The organism is Romboutsia sp. 1001713B170131_170501_G6, assembly GCF_015668195.1.
Taxonomy (GTDB): Bacteria; Bacillota; Clostridia; order Peptostreptococcales; family Peptostreptococcaceae; genus Romboutsia_C.
Genome location: NZ_JADPFC010000004.1, coordinates 60304 through 80743, shown reverse-complemented (window position 1 = coordinate 80743; position 20440 = coordinate 60304). Strand labels below are relative to the sequence as shown.

Genomic DNA, 20440 nt, shown 5'->3' with positions numbered 1-20440 from the left:
TATGAAAAAGATTCCACTTATAATACTTACAGGACCAACAGCTGTTGGTAAAACAGAATTATCAATAAATTTAGCAAAGTCCTTAAATGCTGATATTATTTCAGCAGATTCTATGCAAATATATGAGTATATGGATATAGGAAGTGCGAAAGTAACTAAAGAAGAAATGAACGGTGTAACTCATTATTTGATAGATGAAGTAAAACCTAACTATGCTTTTTCGGTGTCGGAATTTCAAAGTAGAGCAAACAAATATATAGAAAAAATACATCAAGAAGGTAAAAATGTTTTAGTAACTGGTGGTACGGGATTATATCTAAATTCATTAATATACAATATGGATTTTGCAAAATCTGATGCAAATAACGAATTAAGAGATAAATTGCAGCAAGAATTAAAAGAAAACGGAATAGATTATATGCATCAAAAGCTAAAAGAACTAGATAGTGATGCGGCGGATAGAATACACAAAAATAATACAAAAAGAGTTATAAGAGCATTAGAAGTATGTCTTAGCGGAGAAAAAATGAATGATTTTTCTAATGACTTAAGATTTAATGAAAAATATGAACCTATAGTAATAGTTCTAAATAGAGAAAGAGAACATTTATATGAAAGAATAAACAAAAGAGTAGATATAATGATGGATAGTGGACTTATAGATGAAGTTAAAAATCTTTTATCTATGGGATACACTAAGGATATGATATCTATGCAAGGAATTGGTTACAAGGAGATAATAAAGTATTTAGATGGAGAGTACACTCTTGATGAAGCAGTAGAAATTATAAAAAGAGATTCTAGAAGATATGCAAAACGTCAATTAACATGGTTTAGAAGATATAAAGATGCAAAATGGTTTAATCTAGATGAATATAGTGATAAAAAAGAATTGGAAAAAGAAGTAAATAACTATATTGAAAAAAGATTACAACTTGTATAAAATAGAATATAGAGGAATAGTATAAAATAAATTAAAATATATTAATCTTTAAAATTTAATTAAGATCTCGGGAGGATATATACAAATGAAAAATGCCGTATTAAATTTACAGGATATGTTTTTAAATAATGCTAGAAAAGATAAAACACCTGTAACTATATTTTTAATGAATGGAGTTCAAGTAAAAGGCTTAGTTAAGGGGTTTGATAGTTATATAATATTATTAGAAGGCGACAATAAGCAACAAAATATGATATATAAGCATGCGGTATCAACTATAATACCTGCAAGACCTATTAATTTACAAAATCCAAATATGCAAAAATAAACTTAGATAGACAAAAGGCTAACATGTGTTAGTCTTTTTTATTTGAGCAACAGATAAAGTCATTGGTGATAGGAGCGAAGCGACTTTTAATTTGCATTAAAAAATTTAATATGATAAAATTTGATTGTTAAAATAAATAAGACAGGTGGAAAATATGCTAAAGGAAACAAAAGAATTATTACAAAGTTTCTACGGATTAGATGATGAAACATTCAACTTATCTGAAGAAGTTATAAAAGAGATAGAACCAAGATTTGAAGAAATAAAAAAAATAAGAGAATATAATCAATATAAAGTATTAAAAGCAATGCAAGAAGCCAACTTAAGTGATAATCACTTTAACTGGACAACTGGATATGGATACAATGATATTGGACGTGAAAAAATAGAAAAAATATATGCAAGTGTATTTAATGCAGAAGATGCGATAGTTAGACCTATAATAGTTAATGGAACTCATGCACTAACTCTTTGTTTACAAGGTATAGTTAGACCAGGTGATGAAATATTATCAGTTACTGGTAAGCCATATGATACCTTAGAAGGTGTAATAGGTATAAGAGAAGAAAAAGGATCTTTAAAAGAGTTTGGAGTAACTTATGATCAAGTAGATTTCTTAGAAGATGGAAATGTTGACTTAGAAGGAATTAAAGAAAAGATAAATGATAAAACTAAACTTATAATGATACAAAGATCTAAAGGGTATTCTTGGAGAAAATCTTTAACAATAGAAGATATAAAAGAGATAATAGATACTGTAAAAAGTGTAAAGCCTGAAGTAATAGTTATGGTTGATAACTGTTATGGGGAATTTATAGAAACTAAAGAGCCAACAGATGTAGGTGCTGATATAATGGCAGGATCACTTATAAAAAATCCAGGTGGTGGACTTGCTTTAACAGGCGGATATATAGTAGGAAGAAAAGATTTAGTAGAACTTATATCATATAGATTAACATCTCCTGGTATAGGTAAAGAATGTGGATTAACATTTGGTACTAGTAGAACTGTACTTCAAGGATTCTTTATGGCTCCATATGTAGTTAGTCAAGCTGTTATGGGTGCAATATATTGTGCTAGAATGTTTGAAAAATTAGGATATGAAGTCCTTCCAAAGTATGATGATCCAAGAAGTGATATAATCCAAATAGTTAGACTTAAAAATGCTGATGAAGTTATAGCATTCTGTCAAGGAATACAAGCAGCAGCGCCAGTTGATTCATATGTTAAGCCAGTACCTTGGGCAATGCCAGGATATGATAGCGATGTTATAATGGCAGCAGGTGCATTTATACAAGGTTCATCTATAGAATTAAGTGCAGATGCTCCTATAAAACCTCCATATAATGTATATTTCCAAGGCGGACTAACATTTGACCATTCTAAGATGGGAACATTAAAAGCTATAGAATACATGAAAAAAAATAGTTAATATAAATACTCTATGTTATGGATAATAAGTCTATAGTGTAGAGTATTTTTTTAATAAAAAGTAAAATTATATGAATAATATAAAGATATCAGCAATAAACTTGGTTGAGTTTATAATGAAACAAAGGGGGTATAGATAATGGGCATATAATTTTAGTAAAAGCAATGGAAGGAATTAGAGATAATTAAAATGTTCTAAATCATATGGTAAAAATTATACACCAAAAGTACCTATAAAGCATACTTTTACATATGAAGGTTTAGACATAATAGTAGAGGGTAGAATATATGGAATTTTAATAGAAAATGAAAAGGAATAGTAAATTTAAATATAGGGATCAAGTACTAGAGGTGAAAAATGAAAGAAGAACTAGAAATACTAGAAAAATACATTAAAAAGAAAAAGTTAAAATACAATGAATTTAATGAATTAATAGGAAATTATTTTGTCAGAGAATATGAAGAATTAGATGATAATTACTATTTAATAAAGATAGTAAGACCAAATAGTTTAAAAGGAGAAGTATACACAGATTATATAAAGATTATAAATTAGGTTATTTTATGATGTAAAAATGGTAACTACTCTTTATCTAGGGGAGTTTTTTTATTGTAAAATAAGCAAAGATCAACTATTTTTTGTAAAGCATTGACTCTCACTTAAAAAGAAGATAAGGGAGAAACTTATAGTAAATATTTAGAGGTATATAAAAATTGGGTATAATATATAATAAAATACAATTTAGGGCGTGAGCTAATGGTAAAAGAAAGAAGACGTATAATAATAGACTTTGAAGTACTATCTAAAGCAGGGTTTTGGATGTGCTGTATGAAAGATTATAAAACACAAAAAGAACATATTATAATAAATAATAGAGAAGAACTTTTAAGAGTATTTAATAAAAATAAAGAATCAGTATGGGTAGGCTACAATATAAGAGGATATGACCAGTGGATACTAAAGTCAATAATAGCAGGTATAGATCCTTGTGATGTATCGTATAAGCTTGTTGAACGAAAAGTATCAGGATGGAGAATAGATAGAAACTTAAACAAGATACCTTTATATATATTTGAAATAAGTGATAGTTATAGAAGTTTAAAAGAGCTTGAATTATTTATGGGAGAAGATATAAGAGAAAGTAGTGTATCTTTTGATTTAGATAGATATCCCACTAAAGAAGAAATAGATGAACTAACACATTATTGTTTGCACGACGTAAGAATGACCTACAAAGTATTTGAACAAGTTTACTATAGATATGAGGCACAGTTAGGACTTATAGAATATTTTAATTTAGAGGATAATATGTTTAATAAAACAGAAGCTCAACTAAGTGCATATATATTAGGTGCAAAAAAGCCTAATTATGATAGAAATGATATTAATGAATTTGGTATAGTCAATACTTTAAAACTAAGTAAATACAATCATATAAAAGAGTGGTATGAAGATTATAATAATAGAGATTTAAAAAAGTATTTAAGAACTAATATATATGGAATTGAAACAGATTTTGGTTGGGGAGGACTTCACTCTGCTAGAAAAAAATATGAAGGGGAGGACTTTATAGTAAACTCAGATGTAAGTTCTTTTTATCCTTCTATAATGATAGAATATGATTTACTTAGTAGAAACGTAAAAGAACCTTCTAAGTATAAAGAAATAAGAGATACTAGAATTAAATTTAAAAAAGAAAATAATTCTATAGAAAAATCTCTTAAGTTAGTATTAAATAGCACCTATGGTGCCTGTATGGATATTAATAATGAACTTTATGATCCTAGACAGGGAATAGCTATATGCGTAAATGGGCAACTATTACTATTAGACCTTATAGAAAAGGTAGAGTTAGAATTTGGAAGTAGCGCAGAGTTTATACAAGGAAATACGGATGGAGTTATGTTTAAGTTTAGTTCTAATGAAGATGTAGATAAATATTTAGAGATTTGTGGCAGATGGTGCGAAAGAACTAGGATGAATTTAGAACATGATTTTATAAAAAAGATTATACAAAAGGATGTTAATATTAAAAGTAAAGGTGCTTATGTAAAGAAATTAAGCTTAATAGACAATGATTTACCTATAGTTAATAAAGCTTTAAAAGAAAAATTAATTAATGGTGTAGATATAGAAACTACTATAAATAAATCTAATAAGCTTATAGATTTTCAAAAATGCATTAAGGTAACTGGTAAATATAGTCATGTCGTATATGGAAGTGAAGAGATAAAATTAAAGGTCCTTCGGGTATTTGCCAGTAAGTCGAATTTAGATTTTGCTGTTATGAAAATGAAGCCAGGTAATAAGTTAGAGAAGATAAGTTATACTCCTGATAGGGTATTTATAGATAATGATAATATTATATGTAAAGATATACCAGATAAACTTGATAAGGGCTGGTACATATCTTTGGCTAAGAATAGATTAGACAGTTTTATTAGTGAAAATAAATTTACTTTATTTGATTACTTGGAGATGTTAAAAGAATAAAAAGTAAAATATAATAGAGATTTTAATCTAGGGATTTACATCATTAATAAATTTAAAGTTACTAGAGTATTTTATATAGTAAGGGGCAAAGTATAATATGGCTAAAATATCTAGACGTGGATTTGATGAAAATGATAAAAGATGGTTTTCTAATAAAGAATTGATAAAGTTAAAAAAAGCTAAAGAAGAAGTAGAATGGTTGATAAATAGAGATTATAAAATAGAACCTGTAGTAAATTTCGTTTCAAATAAATATCAATTTTCGACAAGGCAAAGGGATGCTATAAAAAGATCTGTATGTTCTTATAAAAATAAAATGATAAGAGAATCTAAAAAACTTCCAATAGATAAGATAAATGAAGGGTCTATATATATAGATGGGTTCAATTTGATAATAACACTAGAAGTTGCATTATCTAAAGGAACATTAATTATAGGAACTGATGAAAATATTAGGGATCTAGCAGGACTTAGAGGAACTTATAAAATCATAGATAAAACAGAAGAAGCATTAAATTTAATTGGAAGGTTTTTTAATGAATATAATGCTAGCAAAGTTATATTTTATTTAGATTCTCCAGTTTCTAATTCTGCTAATCTAAAATATAAAATATTAGATTGTACAAAAAATTGGGGATTTAATATTGATGTTGTGTTAGTTAATAATGCAGATATATTATTAGAAAAGTTAGATAGGGTAGTCAGTAGCGATGCAGCTATAATCGATAAATGTATAAGCTATTTTAATATAGCTAAAGAGATAATAGATAAGTATATACAAGAAGCAAATATTATAAATTTGAACACATGTAAGGTTAATTCATAAACAATAAATAAAAAACCAAAGAGTGAAAATAATATATAAATAATAGGGTATATAAAATTTAATATAATATAAATTAAAAACTAAAATATTATATAGATAGGAGAAAAAATGACTAATAATAAAGAAACTATAAAAGTAGGATGGAACTTAGATAATAGCTATATGACTTTGCCTAAAATATTTTTTAGTAAAGTTGATTTAAATAAAGTAAGTTCACCAAAATTAGTTATCCTAAACTATCCATTAGCAAAATCTTTGGGACTTAATAGTGATGCTCTAAAAAGTGAAGAAGGAGTATCAATACTTGCAGGTAACAAAAAAATAGAAGAAGGTGCTTTTATTGCACAGGCTTATGCAGGGCATCAATTTGGGTATTTTACAATGCTAGGAGATGGAAGAGCATTATTAATAGGTGAACAAATAACACCAAGTGGTAAAAGGTATGATATTCAACTAAAAGGCTCTGGTAAAACACCATACTCTCGCCGAGGAGATGGAAAAGCAGTACTTGGACCTATGCTTCGTGAATATATAATAAGTGAAGCTATGTATGGTCTAGGTATCCCAACTACACGTAGCCTTGCAGTAGTTAAAACTGGTGAATCTGTAATTCGAGAAGATATAAAACAAGGAGCTATATTAACTCGTATTGCATCAAGTCACATTAGATTTGGAACATTTGAGTATGCAGCAAATTTTGGCAGTATAAGTGATATCAAAGCTTTAGCAGATTATTCATTAAAGAGACACTTTCCACATATAGCTGATGATGAAAATAAATACATTAATTTACTTAAAGAAGTTATAAAAGTACATGCAAGTTTAGTTAGTAAATGGCAAAGTGTTGGATTTATACATGGTGTTATGAACACTGATAATATGACTATTAGTGGAGAAACTATTGACTATGGTCCTTGTGCATTTATGGACACTTATAATCCTAATACTGTATTTAGTTCTATAGATACTCAGGGGCGTTATGCATATAAAAATCAACCAATTATGGCTGAATGGAACTTATGTAGACTTGCAGAAGCATTATTACCCCTATTACATGAAGATCAAAAAGAAGCTATAAAAATAGCTCAAGGTTCTGTTTCTGAATTTACAAATTTATATTATATGAATTGGTTATCAATAATGAGATCAAAGCTTGGAATATTTAATGAAGAGGAACAAGATAAAGCTATTATTGAAGATTTACTTAGTATTATGGAAAAGTATAATGAAGATTATACTAACACTTTTATAGAGTTAACATTTAATAAAAATAGCAAAAAAGGAATGTTTAGTAGTGAGGAATTTAATAATTGGTACAATGTCTGGAAGGAAAGGCTTAAGAGGCAACCAAATTCAGAAGAAGAAATATTTAAATTAATGAAGACATCTAATCCGGCAGTAATCCCAAGAAATCATAGAGTAGAAGAGGCTTTAGAAGCTGCTGATAAAGGTAACTTTGAAGTTATGAAAAATCTTATTGATGTTATTTCAAAACCATATGAGCATTCAAAAGAGCAAGAGGAGTATTCAAAGCTACCTAAACAATCGAATTGTTCTTATAGAACTTATTGTGGAACATAAAAAATCAATAAAACTGAGAGGGACTTTTATATAAAAGTCTCTTTTTATTTCTAAGATATTGATAAGCTTACCTTACAAATTTGTAATTTTTATGAAAGATAAATCGATATGTAGATTATAGGTTTTATAATAATATAATCATATATAAAAATAAAAGGAGAATTATTTATGAAGCTTAGCAAAAGAATAATAGTAGGATTAATTTCAGCTGCAGTAATTTTAATAGGAGGGAAATTTGTATATGATAATTTTATAGACGATGATTTTACTTATCCATTAACTTATATATCAATAGAAGGAAATAAAAGAGAAAAAGATCAAATTGATACAATAGAGAAAAGCTTAGAAAGTAATAAATGTAAATTTGAAAAAATAAACTTTGAAATGCTTAAAGTTGATGATAAGAATAATATGGTTATTAAAGAGTCTGAATATAATAAATTAGCCAATAAATTAGATTTAGAGAAGGTAAAGGTAAATGATAAAGAAGCTGCAATAATACCAAGATATGATGGTATAAAAAACTTTAAGTATATGAATGAGTTAAAAGAATTAACTAATTATAAAGTAGAAAATAACAATTTAAAAGTAGTAGGTGTAGTAGATAAAAAAATATTAATTACAGGTCTATTCAAAAGTCAAATTATTATAAGTGATAATTTGTATAATAAATTAGAAAAAGACAGTGAAAACAAGATAGTTACAGTTAAAGGATATGAATTTAAAGAAAATTCAAAATCAGATAAAGCTATATTGCAGATAAAAGAGAATAAATCATTCTCAAATAATAATGAAAATGATATATTCTATCTTTTTTCTAAATAAATAGTAAAATTTAGAAAAAGATAAAAAATTATCTTTGTTAAGAAAGGATGAATATGAATACCTTATTGTTTACTAGTATAATCATAATTTTAGCAGGTACAATTTTATTTATAGTAGAAAAAAGAAGCTTTCTAACAGGGCTTATATTAATAATTGGATTTTTAGGAATAACTTTTTATACATTATCAACATTATCATCTAAAAGTGATATTGCTAATACTTTAATACTTTTAACGGTGTATGGATTAATACCTATATTAGTAGTAATATGTGCATTTTTATTTATTAAAAATGGAAGAAGTATGATGAAAAAAGAGGGGCGAAAGTTACCAAATCTACTTTCGCTAATTATAGGCATATATATTTTTATTATAATATTTCTTAGTTATATACTGATATATTATGGTAATAAATTAAATGTATTTACTTATATGATTATTATATCAATAATTGTAATGTCAGTATATTTAGGAGTTATGTTTATAAGCTATTTAATTTATTCATATATATACCAAGTGATGCCAGTAAGGAAGAATATAGATTATATAATAGTTCTAGGTTCTGGATTGATTGGAGATAGAGTACCACCTCTTTTAAAAAGCAGATTAGATAAAGGAATTGATATATATAAAGATCAAAAAGACAGAGGGAATTTGCCTAAGATAATTGTATCTGGAGGTCAAGGTCCAGATGAGTTAGTTTCAGAAGCATATGCTATGAAAAAATACTTAATATCACAAGGTATAAATAATGAAGATATTATTGCTGAAGATAAATCTACAACAACTTATGAGAATATGAAGTTTTCTAAGTTGATTATGGATAAATCAGATAACTATAACTGTATTTTTGTAACTAATAATTATCATGTATTTCGTGCATCAATATTTGCTCGTAAGGTTGGATTAAAGGCAAATGGTGTAGGAGCCCCTACAGCTTTTTATTTTCTCCCAAGTGCTCTGATTCGAGAATTTATAGCTATATTGTTCATATATAAATGGTTAAATATAATTATTATACTTTTATATTTAGCCTTAGTTATTAATTCTTTATTACCAATCAATTTTTAGTTTTAAATAACATCAATCATCTATTTATTGAATAAGTATAAGTATATATAAATAGATGGAGGGACTACGTATGAAGGTAAATTTACCACAATCTGCAATAGATTTATTAAAAAGTATAATAGAAAAAAATAAAGATAAACCAAGTACAATAAGAATATATTTTGCAGGATTTGGATGCAGTGGATCAATATTTAATCTGGCATTAGATGAAAAAAAAGAATCTGACGTTGAGTATTTTGTAGATGATTTACATTTTATAATGGATAGGTTAGAGTATGAAAAATTTAAAGATGTAACAATTATGGAAACACCTAATGGATTTATAATATATGTTGATAATATGCCTAAAGTTGAAGGATGTCATGGATGCAGTGGTTGCAATTAATAGTATCAAACTTATATCTTAAATAAGAAAATATATATTTATAACTATGGACTAAATACAGGTTTGATATATATTTTATACTATTTTCATATAGATAAGCAACATTTATTAAGATATAATAAAAATAACATGTATATGAAAAGAGGTATTAAAATGACAGGTTCAGATAGAAGAGATAAGATATTAAATCTACTAAAAAATAAAAATAAAGCTATGAGTGGATCAAAACTATCAAGTGAACTTAATGTAAGTAGGCAAGTCATAGTAGGAGATGTTGCTCTTCTTAGAGCTAGTGGCATTGATATTATATCTACTCCAAGAGGATATATACTAAATAATAATAAAGAAGATGATTATATAATAAAAGCTATAGCTTGTAAGCATGACAAAGAAGATATAGAAGATGAGTTAAATACTATGGTTGACGAAGGTGCTATAATTGAGGATGTAATAGTAGAACATAGTATATATGGGCAAATAAGTGGAAATTTACATCTAGAATGTAGAAGAGATGTAAAAGAATTTATAAAGAAGTTAAACTCAAAAGAAATTAGTCCTCTATCTCATTTAACAGATGGAGTACATCTTCATACTATAAAGTGTAGAGATGAAAAAACTTATAATCAAGTTATAAACGCTTTAAGTGAAAAAGGATATTTATACTAGAATTCGGTAATAGCGTAAGTATGTATAATTAATAATATACTAAAATAAAAGAAGGAGAAGTAAATAGCTTCTCCTTCTTTTATTTTAAACAATATTTACTATATTAATATCCAATGCTTTTTAAATATTGTCTTAGTATATTATTTGAATTATTAAACTTAGCTTTTTCTTCTTCAGTCATATCAATTTCTATAACTTTTTCAGCTCCATTTATACCTATTATAGTTGGGACTCCTGTATATACATCTGTCTCTCCATATTCACCTTCAAGTAAAGCTGAAACTGGTAATATTCTTCTTTCATCACTAAATATTGATTTTATGATTCCAACAACTGCTGAAGCTATACCATAGTAAGTGGTACCTTTTCTATTATATACTTCCCAACCAGCTTTAGCAGTTTTTTCTACTAAATAATCTAAATCTATTTCTTTTTTTAGTTTTTCATTTTCCTCAATTAAGGTTAAAAGTGGTTTACCTGCAATGCTAACATTTGACCAAGGCACCATTTGAGAATCTCCATGTTCACCCATAGAATATGCATGTATAGATCTTGTATCTACTTCATCTAAATGTTTAGATAAGAAGTTTTTTAATCTTGATGAGTCTATGGTAGTTCCTGTTCCTATGATTCTGTTTTTAGGCAATCCAGATAATTTCCATATATGATATGAAATTATATCAACTGGATTTGAAGCAACTACAAAGAAACCATCAAATCCTGATTTCATTATTTCCTTAATAGCTAAGTTACATATAGATGCACTAACTTCTAAAGTGTCAAGTCTAGATTGACCTTGTTTAGGTGCTGGTCCTGCAGTAAATATAACAATATCAACATCACTACAATCTGCAAATGTTGCTTGTCTTATTTTAGTTCTTTGAGACATAAATTCTACTCCGTGAGTTAAATCCCAAGCTTCACCTTTAGCTTTTTCTTCATTTATATCAATCATTAAAAGCTCATCACATACACATTGATTAACTAGTGCAAATCCACAACTAGACCCAACTAGTCCCGTACCTACTATTGCTATTTTTCTCAATTTTAAACACATAAGTCATCCTCCTAAAGTTGTCTTTTGTAAAGTGTTTTGAAATGAATTTATTTGTATGGCTTAAGAAATAAGATAAGTAACCTATAAATTTATTAGTTAAGTCTACATTAATTATAAAATTATTATTATATATTTATTTTATAATTAATTATAAATTTGATGTATTCGGCATTATTATACTGCTGAATATTTACAAAGTAAAGAATAAATTGATAATAAAAGAATAAAAAATCCTTAAATTATATAAAGTTAAAGCATATTTTGTACTATATTTTACTTAAAATTTGATTATAGATTCATATATAAATAACTAGTATTTAAAATAAAGTTATTATACAATATATAATTAATAAAAATGATGTTATATAGTTAGCAATTTTAACATTAAATTTGAAGTAAGCTAAGGATTTTATTAACTTTGGTTTTAAGTACCTATTAAATATTATATATATGAAAATAAGTGAAAAGCCACCCAGAGTATACGAATAAATATTATGTATAAATTGTGGTAAATGAAATATATTAACTGTAATAACAAGCATAAGTAAAGTAAATGTAGTTGAGATTAGACTAGAGTATTCTTCAGGCTTTAATATATATTTATTAAAATAATTTTTATCATCAAAATTTATAATTTCACTTACTAACTTGTCTATTGACATAAAATCGTAGTCATTGGTATAAACGCCAACATCAACTAAGTAAAGTGTTATTTCTTCATATCTATGAATAATTTTTTCTTCATAAATCTTTCTTATCTTAAATATGTCTTTTTCTAATACATTATATATCTCAGTTTTTATTATATCCTTAACATCCTTATTAGAATCTAATCTAGTTTTTATATAAAAACTTCCATCACAAAGTAAAAACTTATCATTTTGGTTTCTTATGACTATTCCAATATATTCATTCATAATATCGCCACCTATTGAAAATTTATGTAAATTATATCATATTAGTTGATATTATCAATATTAAAAAATTATAAATATGAATAAATTAATTATATATTTAAGTAAGATAAAATGAATAAATATAAAAAAGTATTTGACAATTATAAATTTAATTACTAAACTGTAAATATATGTGTAAAGACACTTGTAACATGAATTAAATATATTAAATTAAAAAACATATTTGGAGGAGAGATATGAGAACTAAAAATATTGTATTATCAGCACTTTTATGTGCAATGGGAATTATTATACCAATGTTTTCACCAATTAAAATAATATTAGAACCAGCCTCTTTTACATTAGCTAGTCATATACCAATATTTATAGCTATGTTTATATCATCAAAGACTGCACTATTTGTAACACTTGGAACCACAATAGGTTTTTTATTTGGAGGTTTCCCATTACCAATTGTACTTAGAGCACTAAGTCACTTATTGTTTGTTAGTGTTGGATGTATTTACTTAAATAAAAATAGGGATTCTATAAAGAGCATAAAAAGTTCTTTAGGATATTCATTTTTTATAGGATTAGTTCATGCCATTGGAGAGGTTTTAGTAATTATACCTTTTTATTTTTCATCAAACCTTTCTGAAGGATTTTACAATCAAGGTTTTTTAGTATCTGTTATAGGTTTAATAGGGGTTGGAACTATAATACACAGTATGTTAGATTTCTCTTTAGCAGTTTATGTATGGAATATACTACCTAAAGAGGTTAGAAATAAATATGTAGTAAAAACTCAAAATTAGATATACTTTTATTATATAAGAATTTTAAGTAATCAACAATTAAGCAAAAGGGGTAAATTATAGTATAAATTTTTTTATAAATATGTACACATAAATAAATATATATAAACTAATTTATCAAATCATAATTTTGAGAATTATAATATATAATACTTATTAAATAATAAAAAATAAATAGAAAGTCTTTTATTAAGAATGGTGGAGGGACTGGCCCTATGAAGCCTGGCAACAGCTAACTTAGTTAGAATTGTGCTAAATCCTGCAGGAGTTTTCCTGAGAGATAAAAGGTATATTGATTTGTTGCGTTAATAAAAGGCTTCCTAAATAAAAGGGGGCTTTTTTTATGAAAAATTATAACAAAGATACTTTATGTGTAAGAGGTGGATATAAGCCTAATGTTGGAGAACCTATGGTGTATCCTTTAGTTCAAAGTACGACTTTCAAATATGAAGATCCAGATTTAGTAGCAGATATATTTGACTTAAAAGTAGATGGTCATATGTATAGTAGGATAAGTAATCCAACAGTAGAAAACTTTGAAGAAAAAATAACATGTCTTGAAGGTGGAGTTGGAGCAGTAGCGGTTAGTTCAGGACAATCGGCGATACTTTTAGCTATTTTAAATATATGTAAAAGTGGAGACAACATAATATCAGTATCATCATTATATGGTGGAACTTATAATTTATTTAATATAACTCTTAGAAATTTTGGAATAGAAACAAAGTTTGTATCAAACAATGATGATAAAGAATATATACTATCGTTAGTAGATGAAAATACTAAAGCTATATATGGAGAAACTATAGGAAATCCAGGGCTAGATATATTAGATTTTAAGAAATTTAGTGAAATAGCTAAAAAAGGAGATATCCCTTTTATAGTTGATAATACAGTAGCAAGTACCTATTTATGTAATCCTATAAATTTTGGTGCAAATATAGTTATACACTCTACATCAAAATATATAGATGGTCATGCAGTGGCACTTGGAGGAATAGTTGTTGATTGTGGAAATTTTAACTGGGATAATGGGAAATATCCATTATTATGCGATGGAGATGTTAGCTGTCATGATATTAAATATGTTGAAGAATTTAGGGAAAGTGCATATATAACAAAGTTAAGAGCATCAATGCTTAGAGATTTAGGTAGTACCATGAGCCCTTTTAATGCATTTTTAAGTAATCTAGGAGTGGAAACTCTGCACCTTAGAATGAAAAAGCATAGTAAAAATGCTTTAGTATTAGCAAAGTATCTAGAAAATCATGAAAAAGTAAGCTGGGTAAACTATCCGTACTTAGAAAGTAGAGCGGACTATAAGAAAGTAAAAACTTACTTAAAAGGTGGAAGTGGAATACTAACATTTGGTATAAATGGTGGAATAAATGAAGCCAAGACTTTTATAAAATCTTTAAAATTAGTAGATTTAGCAATACATCTTGGATTTAATAAAACATCAGTACTTCATCCTGCTAGCACAACTCATAGCCAGCTATCTTATGAAGATAAGATAAAGTGTGGAGTTAGTTTAGAGATGATTAGAGTATCTGTTGGAATAGAAGATATAGATGACCTAATAAATGACTTTGATATAGCACTTAAGGAAATATAATATGACTGTATATCTTTGTAAAAAAATAAATGGAGCTAAGTTTATAGATAACTGTATAATAGAAAATAAAATCTATAATAAAAAGTTATATAGAAAATCTAGTTTAGATAAGATGAGCTCTCATTATAAAACTATAGGTATATTAAATCTTATGCCTAATAAAGTAGAAACAAAAATTCATTTATTAGAGTTATTTTCAAAAATGAATGAGGATATAAATATAAAATTTATAAGGCTTAAAACGCACATATGCAAAAATTGTAATAGACTATATTTGATGAAAAATTATTATACATTTGATGAAATAAAAGATGATTTAGATGGACTTATAGTTACAGGAGCTCCTATTGAAAAAATAGATTTCAAGCAGGTTAAATATATATATGAATTAAATGATATATTTGATTATTCTATTAAAAACCTAAAAAGTATGTTAAGTATATGTTGGGGAGCACAGGCTTGTTTAAATCATATATATGGAATAAATAAAGATATACTTGATAAGAAGATATTTGGAGTATATAAGGGATATAAATAAAAAGTTATCTATAGATATATCTAAAAATTATTTTATTGAAGGTGATACAAACAAAGGAATAAGTGCAGAGTAGGTGGAACAAAGTATTAGGATATACAACAATTGGATTAATATAATTTAATATGAAATTAAACAAGCTAGTTAGATAACTAGCTTGTTTAATTTGGAAATATAAATAAGTGTTATGAGCTTATAAAAGCTATGGATTAAATTATAAAATTAAAAGATAATATAAGTAAATGGTAAAATTAAAAATTTATACGTATAATAAATATATTATATAAATAGTTAATATAAATTTTAAATAGGTGAAAAAATGCAAAATTATAATGATATTAAACTAAAAGAATTAAAAAAATGGAAAAAGAAAATACGAAAAAAGCCATCTATAATAGATAAAGCATCAAAAGAAACTCAAAATAAAATAAATTCCGTTTTACCTCAAAAGTATCACGAAATCTTAACTGTAGCTATAAAAAATATGACTAAGATGGTTTTATTTGGGTCTAATTATACTACTAAAAAACCTATACTAGATATATCTTTAGAAGAAAGAGATAATTTAGCTCTTGAAAAGATAAAAATTTATAAGAGAACTGCTATGATAGAAGGTGCTGGAACAGGGGCGGGAGGCATATTTATAGGGCTATGTGACTTTCCACTACTTCTTAGTATAAAAATAAAGCTTATTTATGAAATTGCTAGTATATATGGATTTGATACAAATGATTATAAAGAAAGATTATATATATTAAATATATTTCAGCTTGCTTTTTCAAGTAAAGAGCATGTAAACTATGTATTTGAAAATATGGAATGCTTTGATGATTTTAAACATAAGTTATCTGATAATATTAATGAATTTGATTGGAGAAGCTTTCAACAAGAGTATAGAGATTATATTGATTTAGCAAAGTTATTTCAGTTAGTGCCAGGAATAGGTGCTTTTGTTGGTGCATATGTAAACAATAAATTAGTAGACAAATTAGGTGAGTATGCAATATATGCTTATCATATGAGAATATTAGATGATAAAGATTATGCGGTTAAGAAGGAAAACTTTATATATACAAAATATAAAAATTTTATTAATAAAATAAAATAACTTTATAATATATGCCAAGTAATTTGGCTAGGATATTAATTTGTATAAGTTTATAATATATATATTAAATATAACATTAATATATAAAATCTCATAAGATATTATAACTAGAAAGTAAAATAGTTTAGGGAGGATAAGCCATGGAAAGCCCTACAAAGAAAGTTTTAATAGATAGTAGTTATGGGAATATAAGTAAAGAAAACTCAAAAGATGAGGTAATATTAGTAGGAGTATATCCTTTTGAAGGAATCTCCTATGTAGATAATATAGAACTTACTTTAAAGCCAGAAGATAGTGATCCTATTACTGTTAAAATCAAATATTCTGGTTATAATATGCAATTATTTTTAGGAGATTTTACAGGAGATAATAAATCAGAAATAATGGTTAGAGGCGGATTTGGAGGTTCTGGAGGATTTGAAATTGGTGTTATATATAAATATGAAGATGGGAAATTAATAGAAATATTTAACCAAGATATATTTTATAAAAATAATAATTGTATCGCAACTTTCAAAGATGATTATAAGGTAAGCGTAAGTTGTGGAAAGAAAAAATATACAATAGATATTTCATCAAAAGAAAAAGAATATCTAGAGTATTTATATTTACCTAATGGTAAGCTTAAAAATGCAGTTGATGCATATGTAGATCCGCCAAATGGAATTTTTTTTATAAAGCAAATTTATAACAATTATTATGAACTATTAATACAACAAAGAGTAGTTGGAATATCTAATGCAGATACATTAGGTATTATACAAACTTATAGTAATTTAATAGATTCAAATATAAAAAATATATATAAAGGATTATTACTTACCGATTATAATTACAGAAAAAGACAAAGATATAATAAATTTACTACTAAAAAAGATATTAATAATTATGCATTTCAAGGCTTAGAAGGTAGCTATTTAAATAGAAATAGTATTTATTCTGCAAGAGAGTTTAAGGTAAAAAAAGATAGTATGAATTTAATAGTAAATAATTTATTTGAAGAAAAAAATACTTTATACCTTAATGGATATTTACTAAATTTAACAGAAGATACTATTAAGGATATTAATAATTTTAAGATTGAGTTAAAAGATGCCACTGGCAGAGTATTTGCTAAAAAAATTTTTAAGAGAATGGATATAAATGGAGGTTTAGGATCATTTGAAGGTAAAATGATATTGTTGACTTTTTTTGAAGAAGAATATGATTTATATAATATAAACATAGGTAACGTAACGTGGGACTATAATTGTGAGGTTATATAAAAAGCTAGCTAGATAGTTTTTTTTAATATATAATAAATAATTGCATACAAAAGATAAATATAAGAATTACATAGGAGGTATATTGTGCAGACAGAGTTAAGCAATAGAAGTAAAGGCATAATATGTATAATAGTTTCGGCATTTGGATTTGCTATGATGTCAGCTTTTATAAAATTAGCAGGAGACTTACCAACTTTTCAAAAGACGTTTTTTAGAAACTTAGTTTCTTGTATAGTAGCGTTTATAATGGTTACAAAAGCAAAACAAAGTTATTTTGGAAGTAAGGAAAATAGAAAAATATTAAACTTAAGATCAGCATTTGGGACACTTGGTATAATATTTAATTATTATGCAATAGATAGAATGGTGTTATCAGATGCTAATATGTTAAATAAGTTAAGTCCGTTCTTTGTTATAATATTTTCTGCGTTATTTTTAAAAGAAAAGATAAAAACTAATCAAATAGCTGCTGTATTAGTGGCATTTGTAGGAGCATTATTTATAATAAAGCCAACATTTGATTTAGAAATGTTACCATCACTTGTGGGTGTAGCAGGTGCTTTATGCGCGGCATCGGCATATACTTGTCTTAGGGTATTAGGTAAAAAAGAAAATGGAGCAACTGTAGTATTTTACTTTTCTTTATTCTCATTAGTTGTAATATTTCCGATAATGATTATGACTTATGAGCCAATGAGTTTAGCGCAGTTTATGTATTTACTTCTTGCAGGAGTATTTGCGACTGTAGGTCAATTTGGTGTAACTTGGGCTTACAAATATGCACCAGCTAAAGAGATATCTATATTTGATTATTCTAATATAATATTTTCTGCAATAATAAGTGTAGTATTATTTAATGTATTCCCAGATAATTTTAGTGTATTTGGATACTTTATAATATTTAGTGCATCATTTTATATGTTTAGATACAATAAAAAACTTGATAAACTTGGTTAAATTAAGAGGAGATTATTCTCCTCTTTTATTATATTAAAATTATTAACTTAATATTTTATTAAAATTTAAGAAAAAATTAAAATTTTATACAATATAAAAATTATTTGAAAATGAAATAAAAATATTGAAAAATTAAAAAATTCTGATACAATTTTATGAGTATGCTTTTTAGATATAAGTATATTTATAGAAGACATTTCAAAATAAACAATAAGGAAACGGGGTGCAAATGTTGGAAAATAGAATAGATTTAACTAATGGTAGGATACTTGACAAATTAATAAAATTAGCACTTCCTATAATGGGGACATCATTTATACAAATGGCTTATAACATGATAGATATGATATGGGTTGGTAAAGCTGGTAGTAGTGCAGTTGCAGCGGTTGGAACAGCAGGATTTTTTCCTTGGTTAGCTATGGCATTTGTAATGATATCAAAAATTGGTGGAGAAGTTAAAGTTGCACAAAGTATCGGTGAAGGAAATATTGATAAAACGAGATCTTATATAAAATCAGCTATAGAAATAAACATTATACTATCAACATTGTATACTTTATTTTTAATAGTGTTTAATAAAGGATTAATAGAATTTTTTAGATTAGGAGATATAAAAGTTATAGGCATGTCTAGAATATATTTATACATAATTGCATTAGGAATGGTATTTTACTTTATAAATCCAGTATTTACAGCCATATTTAATGGAATGGGTAATAGTAAAACTCCATTTAAAATAAATGCAGTAGGTCTTATAACAAATATTATACTAGACCCAATACTTATACTTGGTTGGCTTGGTTTTCCTCAACTTGGAGTAGCAGGAGCTGCTATTGCAACTGTCATAGCACAAATAGTAGTTACATCTTTATTTATATATAGAATAAAAAAAGATGAGTATGGATATTTTAAAATAAAATTATTTAGAAATATAGAAATAACGTATTATAAAATACTATACAAATTGGGACTTCCAGTAGCGCTACAAAGTGGATTGTTTACAGGATTTTCTATGTTACTAGGAGTGGTTGTGGCGTCATTTGGACCAGTAGCAGTAGCTGTTCAAAAGGTAGGGTCTCAAATTGAGTCTATATCCTGGATGACAGCAGAAGGTCTATCTTCATCTTTATCTAGTTTTATTGGGCAAAATTATGGAGCTAAAAAATTTGACAGAGTTAATAAAGGATTTAAGTTAACATTAATACTAGCTATAATACTTGGAGCTATAAACACTTTAATATTAGTCTTTTTAGGAAAACAAGTATTTACTATATTTATACAAGAAGAAATGGCTATTAAAGAGGGCACTATTTATCTTAAAATACTTGGATATTCTCAATTATTTATGTGTATAGAAATAATAACATCAGGAGCTTTTAAAGGACTTGGTAAAACTTCAATACCATCTATAATAAGTATTATATTTACAGGACTTAGAGTACCAACAGCTTACTTAATATCAAATCCAAGTTTACTTGGACTTAATGGAGTTTGGTGGAGTATAACTATAAGTAGCATAATTAAGGGAATATTGATGCTTAGTGTATTTTTAGTTATGAAAAGAAAAAAGAAATTATATGATGATTATAATACTAAAGGAGAGTTAAGTCATCAGTATTAAAGAAGAGAGTACTTTCTATAAA

Annotated in this window: 20 protein-coding genes and 1 riboswitch; of the genes, 18 read left to right on the top strand and 2 right to left on the bottom strand. The window is 26.3% G+C overall.

What is annotated here, in order from left to right:
• The first annotated feature begins 1 nt into the window (after position 1).
• The 11 genes from miaA (at position 2) to I4U89_RS10415 (ending at position 10549) form a co-directional block, all read left to right on the top strand.
• Positions 2 to 943 carry a tRNA (adenosine(37)-N6)-dimethylallyltransferase MiaA gene (gene miaA / locus I4U89_RS10465; protein WP_195940318.1) on the top strand — a complete coding sequence of 314 codons (942 nt, stop codon included), beginning with the start codon at positions 2 to 4 and terminating at the stop codon, positions 941 to 943.
• An 85-nt stretch (positions 944 to 1028) separates the two neighbouring features.
• Positions 1029 to 1271, top strand: a complete 243-nt coding sequence (gene hfq, locus I4U89_RS10460; protein ID WP_195940317.1) for an RNA chaperone Hfq — start codon at positions 1029 to 1031, stop codon at positions 1269 to 1271.
• A 154-nt stretch (positions 1272 to 1425) separates the two neighbouring features.
• Complete coding sequence (locus I4U89_RS10455; protein ID WP_195940316.1) at positions 1426 to 2703, top strand: methionine gamma-lyase family protein; 1278 nt, start codon at positions 1426 to 1428, stop codon at positions 2701 to 2703.
• A 357-nt stretch (positions 2704 to 3060) separates the two neighbouring features.
• Positions 3061 to 3258 carry a hypothetical protein gene (locus I4U89_RS10450; protein WP_195940315.1) on the top strand — a complete coding sequence of 66 codons (198 nt, stop codon included), beginning with the start codon at positions 3061 to 3063 and terminating at the stop codon, positions 3256 to 3258.
• Between the two features lie 201 nt (positions 3259 to 3459).
• Positions 3460 to 5196 (top strand): hypothetical protein, encoded by a 1737-nt coding sequence (locus tag I4U89_RS10445; protein WP_243279197.1) that lies wholly within the window; start codon positions 3460 to 3462, stop codon positions 5194 to 5196.
• Between the two features lie 97 nt (positions 5197 to 5293).
• Positions 5294 to 6022: a DUF434 domain-containing protein gene (locus I4U89_RS10440; RefSeq protein WP_195940314.1), complete on the top strand. Its 729-nt coding sequence runs from the start codon at positions 5294 to 5296 to the stop codon at positions 6020 to 6022.
• A 108-nt stretch (positions 6023 to 6130) separates the two neighbouring features.
• Positions 6131 to 7603, top strand: coding sequence for a protein adenylyltransferase SelO (locus tag I4U89_RS10435; protein WP_195940313.1), 1473 nt, complete (start codon positions 6131 to 6133; stop codon positions 7601 to 7603).
• Between the two features lie 168 nt (positions 7604 to 7771).
• Complete coding sequence (locus tag I4U89_RS10430) at positions 7772 to 8428, top strand: hypothetical protein (protein WP_195940312.1); 657 nt, start codon at positions 7772 to 7774, stop codon at positions 8426 to 8428.
• Positions 8429 to 8481: 53 nt separating this feature from the next.
• Positions 8482 to 9498 (top strand): YdcF family protein, encoded by a 1017-nt coding sequence (locus I4U89_RS10425; RefSeq protein WP_195940311.1) that lies wholly within the window; start codon positions 8482 to 8484, stop codon positions 9496 to 9498.
• A gap of 70 nt (positions 9499 to 9568) precedes the next feature.
• On the top strand, positions 9569 to 9883 hold the full coding sequence (locus I4U89_RS10420) for a Fe-S cluster assembly protein HesB (RefSeq protein ID WP_195940310.1): 315 nt from the start codon (positions 9569 to 9571) through the stop codon (positions 9881 to 9883).
• 153 nt (positions 9884 to 10036) lie between these two features.
• Positions 10037 to 10549 carry a transcription repressor NadR gene (locus tag I4U89_RS10415; RefSeq protein WP_195940309.1) on the top strand — a complete coding sequence of 171 codons (513 nt, stop codon included), beginning with the start codon at positions 10037 to 10039 and terminating at the stop codon, positions 10547 to 10549.
• Positions 10550 to 10652: 103 nt separating this feature from the next.
• Here I4U89_RS10415 and I4U89_RS10410 read toward each other — a convergent pair whose 3' ends face one another.
• On the bottom strand, positions 10653 to 11606 hold the full coding sequence (locus I4U89_RS10410) for an L-lactate dehydrogenase (protein ID WP_195940308.1): 954 nt from the start codon (positions 11604 to 11606) through the stop codon (positions 10653 to 10655).
• Between the two features lie 317 nt (positions 11607 to 11923).
• On the bottom strand, positions 11924 to 12523 hold the full coding sequence (locus I4U89_RS10405) for a hypothetical protein (RefSeq protein WP_195940307.1): 600 nt from the start codon (positions 12521 to 12523) through the stop codon (positions 11924 to 11926).
• A 236-nt stretch (positions 12524 to 12759) separates the two neighbouring features.
• On the opposite strand from I4U89_RS10405, the gene I4U89_RS10400 reads away from it, so the two are divergent.
• From I4U89_RS10400 to I4U89_RS10370, 7 genes are all read left to right on the top strand, one after another.
• Positions 12760 to 13317: a hypothetical protein gene (locus tag I4U89_RS10400; RefSeq protein ID WP_195940306.1), complete on the top strand. Its 558-nt coding sequence runs from the start codon at positions 12760 to 12762 to the stop codon at positions 13315 to 13317.
• A 183-nt stretch (positions 13318 to 13500) separates the two neighbouring features.
• A riboswitch (SAM riboswitch) is annotated at positions 13501 to 13604 on the top strand.
• 56 nt (positions 13605 to 13660) lie between these two features.
• Positions 13661 to 14932: an O-acetylhomoserine aminocarboxypropyltransferase/cysteine synthase family protein gene (locus I4U89_RS10395; protein ID WP_195940305.1), complete on the top strand. Its 1272-nt coding sequence runs from the start codon at positions 13661 to 13663 to the stop codon at positions 14930 to 14932.
• Position 14933: 1 nt separating this feature from the next.
• Complete coding sequence (locus tag I4U89_RS10390) at positions 14934 to 15470, top strand: homoserine O-acetyltransferase/O-succinyltransferase family protein (protein WP_195940304.1); 537 nt, start codon at positions 14934 to 14936, stop codon at positions 15468 to 15470.
• Between the two features lie 316 nt (positions 15471 to 15786).
• On the top strand, positions 15787 to 16575 hold the full coding sequence (locus tag I4U89_RS10385) for an EcsC family protein (RefSeq protein WP_195940303.1): 789 nt from the start codon (positions 15787 to 15789) through the stop codon (positions 16573 to 16575).
• 140 nt (positions 16576 to 16715) lie between these two features.
• Positions 16716 to 17840: a hypothetical protein gene (locus I4U89_RS10380; protein WP_195940302.1), complete on the top strand. Its 1125-nt coding sequence runs from the start codon at positions 16716 to 16718 to the stop codon at positions 17838 to 17840.
• 84 nt (positions 17841 to 17924) lie between these two features.
• On the top strand, positions 17925 to 18797 hold the full coding sequence (locus tag I4U89_RS10375) for a DMT family transporter (protein WP_330615558.1): 873 nt from the start codon (positions 17925 to 17927) through the stop codon (positions 18795 to 18797).
• A gap of 232 nt (positions 18798 to 19029) precedes the next feature.
• A complete protein-coding gene (locus tag I4U89_RS10370; RefSeq protein WP_195940473.1) occupies positions 19030 to 20418 on the top strand; it encodes an MATE family efflux transporter in 1389 nt (462 codons plus the stop codon).
• Positions 20419 to 20440: the final 22 nt, after the last annotated feature.